Raw genomic sequence first — 13,117 nt, 5'->3', positions numbered from 1 at the left:
AGAAAACAGGGAGATTGTGTCTGTCCATTATTTTTTATTTACTAAAAGAAATGCGGAAGCGCCTTGTTCAGCCCCGACAAGTGCTGGAGGCCCTGACAGTGAAGTCGTTCTTTGACTTCATCGGCAGGGCCGAAGCAACCTCGAGGGGCTAGGCGCTGGAGCTGGACAATTCTCGAAGTTGAATTAAAAAAGCACCAACCATTGAAACGGTTGATGCTTGTGCTTAATAATTATGCTGATACCTCTGCAGCGATATAACAGCCAATTGCCCCTGTAACTACAAGAGAAAGTGCAACAATAAACAACATATTCCCCACCCCTTTAAGAATGATTCTGTTATGTCTAATTAGAATTTATCATATTTTCACAGTATCTATCTTCAAAGGATGTGAACATTTTGTTAACAATCCAAAGCATAGGATAAACAAGATTTTATGAGGGCTTCTTTTTCTTAACCTTTAGAAAAAGTGATAAGAAAACAATATGCAACGGCATTTTAATAACCTCCTATTTAACCTTCGTTAGGTGGTATCTTTCATAACCCATAAACTAGCTTCTCTTCCTTGAATGAAATAAATCATATTTAAAACCACCTTTCTTTTTTAGCGAATTTTTGATACTTACATCCAATAATGCATAGAAATTTGACGATCTTTATTTTCCTCGTAAAGCTTCTCTACCATTTCTTGATGCAATGCTTCTTCAACACTAATCCGGCGTTTTTTAATGGTAATCGAAAGGAATAAAATATTCAGGGTCATTTGGTTTCACCTCCTTTAGAGAAGTTTTCACAACCTCTACACAATATGCAGTCCATATCCAGATGGAGAGTAAAAAGGGCACAAAAAGGCCGCAAGAAGCAACTCCTTCTGCGGCTTTTTAAGTACCAGCTAATTTTAGGCACAAAAATACCGCAAGGCGTCATTCTCCCTGCGGCATGGATATGTATTGTGAATAATTAGTTAAGCAATCCATTCCAGTCTGGTCGAATGCACATTATTTAGATTTTCAATTTTCGCTGCTTTTGAAATTAACATCATCATCATCATTTGATCCGACCCCCTTTGGATTTTTTTACTAACTACGGTAATTATATCCACAACGCATTATTTTGTAAACCTTTTTCAGGAATTATTTTAAAAATGGGCACAAAAATAAGCGCCCCTATTGGGAAACGCTCAGGCTGTCGAAAAACTTTCTTTAACAATTCACCGCGTTAATTTATTATAATAAGGTTGCGATTTTTTTGAGCGGTACTTCGGACTACTTTTCTTTTCCCTTTTAACAGGAAAACCGGCTTGTTCGGGCAATGAAACCACTTTTCTTTTCCCTTTTAACAGGAAAACCGGCTTGTTCAGGCAATGAAACCACTTTTCTTTTCCCTTTTAACGGGAAAATCGGCTCGTTCGGGCAATGAAACCACTTTTCTTTTCCCTTTTAACGGGAAAACCGGCTTGTTCGGGCAATGAAACCACTTTTCTTTTCCCTTTTAACAGGAAAACCGGCTTGTTCGGGCAATGAAACCACTTTTCTTTTCCCTTTTAACGGGAAAACCAGATCGTTCGGGCAATGAAACCACTTTTCTTTTCCCTTTTAACGGGAAAACCGGCTTGTTCGGGCAATGAAACCACTTTTCTTTTCCCTTTTAACGGGAAAACCGGCTCGTTCGGGCAATGAAACCACTTTTCTTTTCCCTTTTAACGGGCATTCCAGCTCATTCGGGCAATGAAACCACTTTTCTTTTCCCTTTTAACGGAAAACCAGATCGTTCGGGCAATGAAACCACTTTTCTTTTCCCTTTTAACGAGAAAACCAGATCGTTCGGGCAATGAAACCACTTTTCTTTTCCCTTTTAACGAGAAAACCGGCTCGTTCGGGCAATGAAACCACTTTTCTTTTCCCTTTTAACGGGAAAATCGGCTCGTTCGGGCAATGAAACCACTTTTCTTTTCCCTTTTAACGGGAAAAACGGCTTGTTCGGGCAATGAAACCACTTTTCTTTTCCCTTTTAACGAGAAAACCGGCTCGTTCGGGCAATGAAACTACTTTTCTTTTCCCTTTTAACAGGAAAACCGGCTTGTTCGGGCAATGAAACCACTTTTCTTTTCCCTTTTAACGAGAAAACCGGCTCGTTCGGGCAATGACTGCCAAAATATAAAAAAATTGCAACACACTTAGTCAGATTGGAAAAGGTGTGTTGCAATTCTTTAGGTTGATTCGCTCCCTGTTGATTGGAGCGGAAGGTACGAAGCTCCCCGGCACGCCCGCGAACCGCACGCACCTGGAGCGGAAATCAACAGGCCCATTAGCATGGGCAATCTTTTAATAAAGATCGGTATTTTAGATAGACAAATGGAAGATTGCCGAGAAAAATAATCTTTCTCGACAATCTGAGCGTCACTTTTAGGAAAGCTTATTAATTTGAGAAATGTTCATGGTTGTCTTCCATTTCCAATAACTTTATTTTGCACAATTTAGACTTAGAAAAAAATAGAATCGAAACGGCTAAAAAACTTGCCGATACAAGCATCATAATATTTACATCCATTGGATCTTTTGATCCGGACGGAATGATTACACCAAGGTAAAAAAAGACACCGACAGCTAACAAGACAATGGCAAAACGTTTAAAATCAACCATCTTTTCATAAAGATTTTTTGATTGTGTTTTCAATGCTGTTCACCTGCTTTTCTTAAAATCTACTAACCTACTTTATCACATAATTAGTGATACGGGAGGATGTAAATTTTAGAAAAATACGCACTGAAAAGCCCGGCTGCTCCTGAACCGGGCCAAAAGATTATTGTAATGCTTGTGTTAAATCATCAATTAAATCTTCAACATCCTCAAGCCCAACGGAAATGCGGACTAACCCATCTACGATTCCTAATTCTGCCCGACGTTCAGCTGGTATCGATGCGTGCGTCATTCTAGCAGGTACAGAAATTAAACTTTCTACTGCACCGAGACTTTCCGCTAGTGTAAAGTATTTTACCTTGCTTAATAATTTATCGGCATTTTCCGCACTGCCAACATCAAATGAAACCATACCGCCAAAACCGCGAGCTTGCTTTTTTGCAATGGCATGATTTGGATGGGTTTCAAGCCCCGGATAATATACCTTTTTTACATTAGGGTGTGACTGTAGAAATTCAACAATTGCCTTTGTATTCGCTTCTGTTTCTTCCATACGTATTCCTAAAGTTTTAATTCCTCTAATCAACAGCCAGGAATCTTGAGGTCCCAAAATCCCTCCGGTCGAATTTTGAACAAAATGGAGATCTTGCGCAAGCTGGTCATCATTCACAACCACTAAGCCTGCAACTACATCACTGTGACCACCAATATATTTAGTAGCACTATGAAGTACAATATCCGCTCCAAGCTCAAGCGGGTTTTGCCAATATGGTGTTGAGAAGGTATTATCAACAATCGTTAACAGATTATGTTCTTTTGCCAGCTTTGCAGCTGCCTCGATATCCGTTACCTTTAATAGCGGATTGGTTGGTGTTTCTAAGTAAATGGCTTTTGTATTTGGTCTAATTTCTTTTTTAATATTATCTAAATTACTTGTATCAACAAAAGTGGAATCTATTCCAACACGGTTTAAGACCTTGGTCATTACCCGGAAGGTGCCGCCATATACATCATCCGTTAAAATGACATGATCTCCACTGTTAAACAGCATGAAAACGGCAGTAATCGCCGCCATTCCGGAACCAAAGGCAAAGCCAGCTTTCCCACTCTCGATATCTTTAATTAGCTCCTCAAGCGCATGTCTAGTTGGATTCCCGGTTCGAGAGTACTCAAAGCCTTTATGCCCTCCTACACCCTCCTGTTTATACGTACTTACTTGATAAATCGGAAACGATACTGCACCTGTTGCCGGATCCTCACTAATGCCGCCATGAATTAATTTTGTTTTCCTCTTCAACTCAAATTCCCCCTTCAAAAATCTTTTTACTCAAGTATCGTTCACTGCCATCAGGGAAGATAACGACAATATTTGTCCCCGGCTTTGCTGTTTCTCCTTCTTTTAAGGCCGCATAAAATGCCGCACCTGAAGAGCTCCCCACAAGAAGACCTTCTTTTGCTGCTAACTCTTTCACAAGGGCAAAAGAATCGTCATCTGAAACGGTATGAATCGAATCAAAATAAGTCGGATCCATATACCCCGGAAGGAACTCCATTCCAATTCCCTCTGTTTTATGCGGACCCGATTCACCGCCATTTAAAATCGACCCCTCCGGTTCAACAATGACCGTTTTTATTTCTTTTTTCTGGTCTTTTAAAAACCGGGCCGTTCCCATGAAAGTCCCGCCAGTTCCTGCTCCAGCTATAAATACATCCACCTGGCCATCCAGCTGCTCCCAAATTTCCGGACCGAGCGTTTTATAATACGTCTCGGGGTTTGCCGGATTACCGAATTGCTGCGGACAATAAGAATTCGAAATTTCTTTTAGAAGTTCCTCCGCTCTGGCAATAGCCCCCTTCATTCCTTTTTCCGTCGGAGTGTGAACAATTTTTGCACCAAGTGCCTTCATTAACTCCTGTTTTTCAATGCTGAATTTTTCCGGAACACACAGTAGGACCTGGACGCCTTTATTGATAGCGGCAAGTGCCAGACCAATCCCCGTATTTCCTGCAGTTGGTTCAATGACGGTGCTGCCTTCATGGATTTTTCCACTTGCAAAGGCCTCGTTTAATAATTCAATACCGAGCCGGTCCTTTACACTGCCGCCAGGATTCATGAACTCCAACTTCGCAAATAAACGAACACCCTCTGGTAATGGAAACTGCGTAATTTCTACCATCGGTGTATGACCAATTAATTCATGAACATTTTTGTAAATATTCATTTTTCCACCGCTTTCTAAGTCTATCTTAATGCTGCTACCATCTTCATTACTAAAGTGGCCGAATGACGTGCTGCCTGATCAATAAACTGGTCGAATGAAACTTCTGATTCTTTTCCTGCAATATCTGAAAGGGAACGGATGATAACAAATGGAACACCAAATCGATGAGCTACTTGGGCGATTGCAGCAGCTTCCATTTCAACAGCTTGTAAATCATTAAATTTAGATCGGACAAAATCAACCCGTGCTGGGTCTTCCATGAAAGAATCTCCTGTGGCAATTAAGCCTTTTACAATTTGAAAATTTTCAAGCTCTTTTGCGGCCTTTTCTGCCACTTCCATTAACTTTTGATCCGCTGCAAATGCTGCAGGGAGCTGAGGTACTTGCCCATACTCATAGCCAAATGCAGTTACATCCACATCATGATGACGAACTTCGGTTGAAATCACTGCATCCCCAACATTAAGCGACGGATTAAATCCCCCAGCTGACCCTGTATTGATAATATAATCAGGCTTATATTTTTCAAGGAGAATGGTCGTGGACATAGCCGCATTTACTTTTCCAATTCCGGAACGCAGCAAAATCACATCTGCTCCATGCATTTGCCCGAAAGTAAATTCACAGCCTGCCACTGTTTCTTGACTTCTTCCATCAATATTGTCCCTTAGTAAGGTTACTTCTTCTTCCATTGCTCCAATGATTGCGATTTTCATTTTTACCCTCTTTCTAGCGTTTTACTCCTTCCATTAACCAAACAAACTCGTTACACTTTTTAAATGAAACACTAAATCCGTTATTTTCCAATATATTTTTTAACACAGGAATTGTTGTATAGTATTCAGTTTCTAGATCGTTTGCCAGGTTATGAAAGCCTTCGCTTTTTGCTTTTTTTATTGCATTATTATAATCTTCCTCGGATTCATACATCGTATCCGCGAACACTATTTTACCACCTTTTGAAAGAAGCTTGCTATATTTTTCAATTGCATCTGCTTTTTCATCGTCTGTCAGGTGATGAAAGGCATAGGTACTGACAAATGAATCAATGTTTTTTATTTCCGGAAACTGCAGAAAATCGCCATCAAGAATGACCGCCTTACCCATAAGTTTTCCCTCAGCAATTTGTCTCATTGAAGGAGAAGGCTCAATTCCGGTTACCCTTAAGCCATTTGCTAAAAGATTATTGGTTAAATTACCGGTTCCAACGCCAAACTCTACCACATGTCCATAAGAATGGGAAGCAACCAGCGCTAATATTTCCTCATAACCCGAAAATACTTCTTTATATTCTTGATCACGGCCAATGACCGTTTCATCATACGATTCTGCCCATTGCTCGAATAAATCTAAAAATTCTCTCCCCATATTTCCCACGCTCCTGTTGTTAACTTATAATTCCTATAAGTATACTATGGTTTGGACAAAGCTATGTTAACATAATATTTTATTTTACACAATAAAAAGGGATGGAGCCGTTCAGCCCCACCCTTTAGTTTGTTTCGACTTTTGTCGGTTTCCAGCCTTGGCCGTCCACCCATTCAATATAAACCGTATAATTTTGCTTTTTGTCTTTTGAAGATACCGTTCCTACGGATGCATTCTGCTTACTTTGGTCCCTGCCGAGATGCCAAACGATCATGTTACTCTGGTCCAAACCGGTTGCAGAGGAAATCGCATTAAGCATTTCCTGCCAGTCCTTTGAGCTTGTGTCATAGACAGGAGTATGCTCCCCTGTTTGCGTAGTTCCGACTGGTTTCCCATCTTTGTTTTCAGTCGTTTTTTCATCATTTGTTGTACTACCGTCATCTGTAGCCTCTGTTTGTGAATCATCCGAACCATCTGTAGAAGTATCGCCGCTTTGTTGATTTTCAACCGTTGTACCGTCTGTTGAGGTATCAGACGAACCTGTATCATTTTCAGTAGTTGTGCTTGTTTCCTTAGCCGCTTCCGTTTGATCCTTTTTTTGTTCCGTTTGTTTTTCAGCTGTATGTTGAACATCTTTTTTCGGTGATGCACTGTCACCACCTGATGCAAAGATTTTGATAGCAACAAAAACAATTAAGACGATTACAATAACAATCAAACTATTTAAAATAAGATTCGTCTTTTTTCGTTTAGCACGGTATCCCGAACGTGACTCGTAATCGTTATTCAAGTTGATCCCTCCTAAAAATAAAGCTGTCAACATTCTAACATGATTTGCCTTGAACTTGAAGAGATATCCCTTAAACCAATCGAAAAGTACTATTCACCCCCATGATCGTGTGCATACAGCATTTTGACCATGTCGGCAAATAGTAAGTTAACCCCTCCCTCATTGTCAAACACATCTAAATTTACAGCAACAAGAGCATATTTGGGGCTCTCATAAGGAAAATAGCCGGCAAACCATTTATTATGAAGCTGCTTTCCGTCCTGAAATTTTCCCGTTTCAGCCGTACCTGATTTCCCTGCAACCTCATAGGGAAGGTCCTGAAACCATTTTCCCGTACCGTTCGGATTTTGAACAACGCCCCTTAACAATTTTTGCAGCTTCATGGCGGTATAGGGGGAAATCGTATGCCCCGGCAAATCTTGCAGAGGAAAATTCACCATGGTTGTCCCATTTTTATATTGAATCTTAGACGCCGCCCTGACCATTTCTTTTTGACCGCCCCTTGCAATGGTTGCCATCATATTGGCGACAGCTAGGGGAGTGGCTCTTACTTCATGCTGGCCAATGCCGGACATCGCAGCATAGTTAGGGTCCTTTCTAGCCGCATCAGATAGAAATACCCTGCCGTTCTCTTCTTCAGCCAGCTGTTTAAAATCATTCGTATGGTAGATATCCCCCGTCCAGCCAACTTGACCTAATAAAGATAATTTCGCAGCGTATTGCTCTAAAAGAGTTGAATCCATTTTCTGTATTTCTTTTGCAAGTTCACCGAATGTACGATTACAGCTTCTGGCAAAGCTGTCTGAAAAATTCAATTCTCCATAATCATATTTCAACTCAGGTTCACCATTAATTTTCTTGCTGCAATTAAATAACCTTGCCGGATTATCAAGATTATGGTCAATGGCAGCTGCTGCCACCACTGTTTTAAAAACGGAGCCCATTATTTGCTGCTTTAGCATACGATTGGTGACTCCTGAACCACTGTATGGGTCTTGTTTATTTACATTTGGACGAGAAACCATAGCTAGAATACTGCTATCCTTTATATCTAAAAGCACGAGACCGCCCTTTTTAATTTGATATTGATCCACTAATTTTTCTGCTTTTTGCTGGATCGTTTTATCAATGGTGGTTCTTACGTTAACGGGATAAAACGGATTGGCTGGATCCACATACTTTACATTAATCCCGAATAATGGAGCACCATCTCCGTCAACATGATAAACAAGCTTGGATTTTCCTTCAGGAAGCAAAAATTCATCAAAGCTCTTCTCTAAGCCGGACACCCCGATTAAGGTTTCCCTCGTAAGATCCTTTGTAGGATAACGCTCCATGAGCACCTTTGGATTCTCACCTGTAAGACCAATTAATTGCTCTGCGGGAACAGTTGCCCTTTCAAACTTTTTATCAATGGCAAAAACACCTGGTATGTCTAGTGCATTGATTCTATCCACCTGTGAATGGGTTAATTCAACCGGTTCCGGATTCCCATAGGCAAATGGTTTTTTCGCTGTTTCAATTGCCTGTTGAAGAGATTCTTGCGGAATACCGGAAATCGAGGAAACCATTTTTACATCCCAAACCATTTTTTTCAAAAAAGGAAAAAGAACAAGAACAGATTCCCTTTTATGGGTCAGCATTTTCCCATTCCGGTCAAGAAAATCCCCTCTGCCATTGTCAATCACTAATTCTTGAGTTCTTTGTTTAACACTTTCCTCAAGCAAATTGATGTGATGCTTGGAAAATGACTCAGTATCCAATAATTGAATCTGCATAAGGCGGAATAATAAAAACGTTAAACAGAAAATACAGATGAACAGCCAACTTTTTGCCCGTCTTCTCCACATAAAAAACACCTCGTCAAAAGTTTTGACGAGGTTTGGAAATTTCAAACAATTTATCCAATTTAATTATTTAATGGTGATAATTCTGACGCTCATATCGCCGCCTGGAGTTTGCACAGATACTTCATCTCCAACTTTTTTTCCTAAAAGACTTTTCGCAATCGGAGAATCATTTGAGATTTTCCCTTCAAAAGGATCTGCCTCGGCGCTGCCTACAATCGTATAAGTTTCTTCTTCACCATCGGGAAGTTCAATAAATGTTACCGATCTCCCTAAGGTTACGGAATCACTTGCCGTTTCGCCTTCTTCAATAATCTTTGCATTGCGGATCATATTTTCTAATGTGGTAATACGGCCTTCAACGAATGCTTGCTCTTCTTTCGCTGAATCATACTCGGAGTTTTCAGATAAATCGCCAAAACTTCTGGCAATTTTAATTCGCTCCACAACCTCTTTCCGTTTAACGGATTTTAGGTATTCGAGCTCCTGTTCGAGTTTTTCTTTACCTGCCTGTGTCATTGGAAATACTTTTTCTCCTGCCAAAACTTCTCACTCCTTCTAGTATCACAATCCCCCAAAAGATTGTGTTTAAAATATATGTAGGTTGTATGCATCTTTTATAAATGCATAGGAGCGCGTCCTTTTATCAGGGCGCGCCGCAATATTATTTTTCCAAATTGGAATCAATTAGGCTATTCTTAGCTATTGTTTCATAAAAATGACTTTTGTTCAAGAATTGTTTGAATTTTTGTGACCATTAAATCGATTGCTACATGATTATGTCCGCCTTCAGGGATTATAACATCCGCATAACGTTTAGTTGGTTCGATAAATTGATTGTGCATGGGCCTGACCACGTTCACATATTGATCAATGACCGAATCCAGTGTCCGGCCGCGTTCTTTAATATCACGCTGCATTCTGCGGATAATTCTTAAGTCGGCATCGGTGTCCACATAGAGTTTCATATCCATTAAATTACGGAGACGTTCATCCTCGAGAACCAAGATCCCTTCCAAGATAATAACATCCTTTGGTTCGACTGGAATGACCTCATCTGAACGAGTATGAAGCGAATAATCATAAACTGGCTTATCAATTGGTTCATAGCGTAAAAGTTTTTCAATATGGTCAATCAGCAAATCATTATCAAAGGCTAACGGATGATCATAGTTCGTTTTCAGCCGTTCTTCAAAAGGAAGGTTACTTTGATCCTTATAGTAATAGTCTTGCTCTAGCATAAGGATGGAATGCCCTTGAAAGCTCTCGTAAATGGCTTTTGTTACACTGGTTTTTCCGGAGCCGGAGCCGCCGGTTACACCAATAACAACCGGTTTGCGCATCTTAGTTCTCCTTTCGCATCATGTTGTTAGGGTAAACCGGTTTGTCCAATTTGAATTGTACAATTTGAAGCGGATGTCTTGCAGCATCCAATTCTTGACCTTTTTCATCCCATATTTTATCAATAACATGCGTAAAGTTTTGAATTTCCGGACCGAAGAATTCGACTTCGTCTCCTGGTTTAAAATGGTTACGCTGCTGGAGGGTAACCATTTGCGTTTCCTCATTATAATCCAATACAAGACCGACAAAATCAAACGTTGTCTTCTTGCTATGATTACCAAACATTTGCTCTTTATACCCTGGAACGCCTTCAAAAAATGCCGGTGCTGTTTCACGGTTTGCACATTTATCAAGCTCTTCTAACCATTCCCGCTTGATGACGAAATTCTCAGGATCGGCACAGTACGCATCAATGACTTTTCGATACACACTTACCACCGTTGCAATATAGTGAATTGATTTCATCCGTCCCTCAATTTTTAAGCTGTCAATTCCTAGCTCAATCATTTGAGGGATAGATTGGATTAAATTGAGATCTTTCGGACTCATCGCAAATGGTGAATCATTTTCAGCAAATTGCGGAATTTCCGTTTGTCCGCCTTCGAGCTGATATAAATCATAATCCCAGCGGCATGATTGGCAGCAGCCGCCGCGGTTGGAATCCCGTGCCGTCATATGGTTACTTAACGTACAACGTCCTGAATAGGCGATACACATGGCGCCGTGAATAAAGGTTTCAATTTCGATATCCACTTTTTCTTTCATTTCTTTAATTTCTTCGGCACTTGTTTCGCGTGCCAATACAACGCGCTCCAAACCTTCTTCCTTCCAAAATTGGACGGCTTTCCAGTTGGAAAGAGATTGCTGGGTACTTAGATGGATCTCGATGCCAGGCGCCACTCTTTTGCAGGTTTCAATAATCAGGGGGTCTGCGACGATAATTCCGGCAACACCAGCTTCTTTTAAGCCCATTAAATATTCTTCTAATCCATCTATATTTTCGTTGTGAGCGTAAATATTAGTGGTTACATATATTTTCGCGTCATATTTTTTAGCAAATTCTACGCCCTCTTTCATTTCCTCAAATGTAAAGTTATCAGCATTTGAGCGGAGACCGTATTCCTGACCACCGATAAATACAGCGTCAGCACCATATTGAACAGCGATTTTTAATTTTTCAAGATTTCCTGCAGGAGCAAGCAGTTCCGGCTTTTTAACAATGACACGCTTGCCATCAACAATCTCTGATATTTTATCTTTTACAATACTCATGTTCTATTTCCCTCCTTTTAATAAACCGTTTCTTTGAAAAAGAACCCTGTATCTAAAGGACGATCAGAAGGTTGAATTTCTTCAATAGCCGCTAATAACTCTTCTTTTTTATCTTCGTAATGCTCTTCATCTTTAAAATATAAATCAATAGCTTCCCGATAGGCTTTTGTCACAGCTAGGATATATTCAGAACTTTTTAGGATTCCGTCAATTTTAAAGGAATCGACACCAGCCTCTAACATATCCTGCAATTCATCAATGATACAAATATCATTTGGACTCATAATATGCGTACCGTTTTCATCTTCGAAAATCGGATATTTGTTGCCTCGTTCTTTGTCATGTAAGAACATGTTCTTTTGCATTTTACGATTTTCAATCTCCATGACTTCTCCTTGATACTCATAATAGTTACCAAGTAAAGAACGCTTCGATTGGAACATGCAGCTCATTCCATGAACGAGAACTTCAATTTCCACTTCCGCTTTTTCTTTGATTTCAACAATCGCATCCATATTAATTTCACGGGCGAGAACGGCCCGTTTTGCGCCCTTTCTCCCCCAATAATTACATGTATACCAGTTCGTTCCGGTTGTCTCTGTGCTCCAATGTAATTTCATATTTGGAGCAGTTTCCCGAGCTGCCATTAATACAGCAGGGTCACCGAAAATAATCGCATCAGCATTTGCCTCTTCAGCAAAACGGATATAATCATTTAATTCATCCACTTTTTCATTATGAAAAATAGCATTCATGGCAACATAAACTTTTTTTCCTTGAGAATGGGCAACTTCAATCGCCTTTTGGACCTGTTCGCGGTTAAATTCACCAGCTAACCGCAGACCGTATCGTTGTTCTCCAACTACAAATGCATCTGCACCGGCTTCTGCAAACGGGAGAATATCTTCTACTGACAAAGGAGTCACTAAAATTTCCGGTTTTTTCATTCTTTTTCACCTCTTCTTTTGCTAATGGCCACACCATCACCAACTGGGAGTATTACTGTATCATAGTCAGGATGGGACATGAGCCAGCGATTAAAATCATCTATTTTCTTTACAAGATTTCTTGTTCGTTTCGATTCAATTTCCGGTTCACACACTAGTCCTTTAAACAGAACATTATCGGTAATAATCATTCCATTGGGACTAAGGAATTTTGAATAAAGTTCAAAAAACCTTTTATATTGACCTTTCGCCGCATCAATAAATATGGCATCAAAAGGAGCATGTCCAGCGACAAGACCTTCTACCTCAAGCGCATCACCTTTAATAAGTAAAATCTGCTCACTTTTTCCGGAGCGGCTGATATATGCTTCTGCTATTGCATAGCGCTCTTCATCTCGTTCAATTGTAACTATTTTCGCCTCTGGCAGGGCATTAACCATACGCAGTGCCGAGTAACCAATTGCAGTGCCGATCTCGAGGATTTTTTTGGAATCCTGTAACCTAAGAAGTTGAAGCATTGTTTCAATTCCTGCGAGTTCCATAATCGGAACATGGTGGTTTTTTGCAAAATCCTCCATTTCCTGTAGCAATAGGTTGCGGTCCGGAATTAAATTTTCTATATAAGAATGTAGCTTTTCATTTTGCAAGCTACTCACCTCTATTTCTTTAAAAAGCATGCATCTCTTTAG

General features: G+C 40.2%; 16 protein-coding genes. All 16 read right to left on the bottom strand.

Translation table 11 applies throughout. From position 1 onward, the window contains the following. Nucleotides 1-620: 620 nt before the first annotated feature. The 16 genes from J2Y67_RS13850 to J2Y67_RS13775 all read right to left on the bottom strand — a co-directional run bounded on the left by J2Y67_RS13850 (nucleotide 621) and on the right by J2Y67_RS13775 (nucleotide 13,105). Entirely contained in the window at nucleotides 621-761 is a 141-nt protein-coding gene (locus tag J2Y67_RS13850; RefSeq protein ID WP_310174958.1) for a YrzI family small protein, read from the bottom strand. 201 nt (nucleotides 762-962) lie between these two features. Continuing rightward, entirely contained in the window at nucleotides 963-1,100 is a 138-nt protein-coding gene (locus J2Y67_RS13845; RefSeq protein ID WP_310174957.1) for a hypothetical protein, read from the bottom strand. Between the two features lie 597 nt (nucleotides 1,101-1,697). Next, nucleotides 1,698-1,838 carry a hypothetical protein gene (locus tag J2Y67_RS13840; protein ID WP_310174955.1) on the bottom strand — a complete coding sequence of 47 codons (141 nt, stop codon included), beginning with the start codon at nucleotides 1,836-1,838 and terminating at the stop codon, nucleotides 1,698-1,700. 170 nt (nucleotides 1,839-2,008) lie between these two features. Further along, entirely contained in the window at nucleotides 2,009-2,281 is a 273-nt protein-coding gene (locus J2Y67_RS13835) for a hypothetical protein (RefSeq protein ID WP_310174954.1), read from the bottom strand. Nucleotides 2,282-2,416: 135 nt separating this feature from the next. Continuing rightward, nucleotides 2,417-2,674: a YrhC family protein gene (locus J2Y67_RS13830; protein WP_310174952.1), complete on the bottom strand. Its 258-nt coding sequence runs from the start codon at nucleotides 2,672-2,674 to the stop codon at nucleotides 2,417-2,419. Between the two features lie 127 nt (nucleotides 2,675-2,801). Beyond that, nucleotides 2,802-3,935 carry a bifunctional cystathionine gamma-lyase/homocysteine desulfhydrase gene (locus tag J2Y67_RS13825; RefSeq protein ID WP_310174950.1) on the bottom strand — a complete coding sequence of 378 codons (1,134 nt, stop codon included), beginning with the start codon at nucleotides 3,933-3,935 and terminating at the stop codon, nucleotides 2,802-2,804. 1 nt (nucleotide 3,936) lies between these two features. Next, nucleotides 3,937-4,860, bottom strand: coding sequence for a PLP-dependent cysteine synthase family protein (locus tag J2Y67_RS13820; protein WP_310174948.1), 924 nt, complete (start codon nucleotides 4,858-4,860; stop codon nucleotides 3,937-3,939). Between the two features lie 20 nt (nucleotides 4,861-4,880). Beyond that, entirely contained in the window at nucleotides 4,881-5,576 is a 696-nt protein-coding gene (mtnN, locus tag J2Y67_RS13815; protein WP_310174946.1) for a 5'-methylthioadenosine/S-adenosylhomocysteine nucleosidase, read from the bottom strand. Between the two features lie 13 nt (nucleotides 5,577-5,589). Then, nucleotides 5,590-6,228: a class I SAM-dependent methyltransferase gene (locus J2Y67_RS13810; RefSeq protein WP_310174944.1), complete on the bottom strand. Its 639-nt coding sequence runs from the start codon at nucleotides 6,226-6,228 to the stop codon at nucleotides 5,590-5,592. Nucleotides 6,229-6,352: 124 nt separating this feature from the next. Next, nucleotides 6,353-7,018, bottom strand: a complete 666-nt coding sequence (locus J2Y67_RS13805) for a YrrS family protein (RefSeq protein WP_310174943.1) — start codon at nucleotides 7,016-7,018, stop codon at nucleotides 6,353-6,355. Between the two features lie 89 nt (nucleotides 7,019-7,107). Continuing rightward, on the bottom strand, nucleotides 7,108-8,868 hold the full coding sequence (locus J2Y67_RS13800; RefSeq protein ID WP_310174941.1) for a peptidoglycan D,D-transpeptidase FtsI family protein: 1,761 nt from the start codon (nucleotides 8,866-8,868) through the stop codon (nucleotides 7,108-7,110). Nucleotides 8,869-8,931: 63 nt separating this feature from the next. Continuing rightward, complete coding sequence (gene greA / locus J2Y67_RS13795; RefSeq protein ID WP_310174938.1) at nucleotides 8,932-9,408, bottom strand: transcription elongation factor GreA; 477 nt, start codon at nucleotides 9,406-9,408, stop codon at nucleotides 8,932-8,934. A gap of 167 nt (nucleotides 9,409-9,575) precedes the next feature. Further along, nucleotides 9,576-10,208 carry a uridine kinase gene (gene udk, locus J2Y67_RS13790; protein WP_310174937.1) on the bottom strand — a complete coding sequence of 211 codons (633 nt, stop codon included), beginning with the start codon at nucleotides 10,206-10,208 and terminating at the stop codon, nucleotides 9,576-9,578. 1 nt (nucleotide 10,209) lies between these two features. Then, a complete protein-coding gene (locus J2Y67_RS13785; RefSeq protein ID WP_310174935.1) occupies nucleotides 10,210-11,481 on the bottom strand; it encodes a peptidase U32 family protein in 1,272 nt (423 codons plus the stop codon). 17 nt (nucleotides 11,482-11,498) lie between these two features. After that, entirely contained in the window at nucleotides 11,499-12,428 is a 930-nt protein-coding gene (locus tag J2Y67_RS13780) for a peptidase U32 family protein (RefSeq protein WP_310174933.1), read from the bottom strand. After that, a complete protein-coding gene (locus J2Y67_RS13775; RefSeq protein ID WP_310174931.1) occupies nucleotides 12,425-13,105 on the bottom strand; it encodes an O-methyltransferase in 681 nt (226 codons plus the stop codon). The genes J2Y67_RS13780 and J2Y67_RS13775 overlap by 4 nt, the downstream gene beginning before the upstream one ends. Nucleotides 13,106-13,117 lie beyond the last annotated feature (12 nt).

Source organism: Neobacillus niacini (assembly GCF_031456445.1).
Lineage (GTDB): Bacteria > Bacillota > Bacilli > Bacillales > Cytobacillaceae > Neobacillus > Neobacillus niacini_I.
Note: the sequence above shows the minus strand (reverse complement) of the source record. Positions and strands in the feature narration are given on the sequence as shown.

Bases quoted from the DNA above. Each gene is read 5' to 3' on its own strand.
- J2Y67_RS13850 (WP_310174958.1), bottom strand. From the start codon at position 761: ATGACCCTGAATATTTTATTCCTTTCGATTACCATTAAAAAACGCCGG.
- J2Y67_RS13820 (WP_310174948.1), bottom strand. From the start codon at position 4,860: ATGAATATTTACAAAAATGTTCATGAATTAATTGGTCATACACCGATG.
- mtnN (WP_310174946.1), bottom strand. From the start codon at position 5,576: ATGAAAATCGCAATCATTGGAGCAATGGAAGAAGAAGTAACCTTACTA.
- J2Y67_RS13810 (WP_310174944.1), bottom strand. From the start codon at position 6,228: ATGGGGAGAGAATTTTTAGATTTATTCGAGCAATGGGCAGAATCGTAT.
- J2Y67_RS13800 (WP_310174941.1), bottom strand. From the start codon at position 8,868: ATGTGGAGAAGACGGGCAAAAAGTTGGCTGTTCATCTGTATTTTCTGT.
- udk (WP_310174937.1), bottom strand. From the start codon at position 10,208: ATGCGCAAACCGGTTGTTATTGGTGTAACCGGCGGCTCCGGCTCCGGA.
- J2Y67_RS13785 (WP_310174935.1), bottom strand. From the start codon at position 11,481: ATGAGTATTGTAAAAGATAAAATATCAGAGATTGTTGATGGCAAGCGT.
- J2Y67_RS13780 (WP_310174933.1), bottom strand. From the start codon at position 12,428: ATGAAAAAACCGGAAATTTTAGTGACTCCTTTGTCAGTAGAAGATATT.
- J2Y67_RS13775 (WP_310174931.1), bottom strand. From the start codon at position 13,105: ATGCTTTTTAAAGAAATAGAGGTGAGTAGCTTGCAAAATGAAAAGCTA.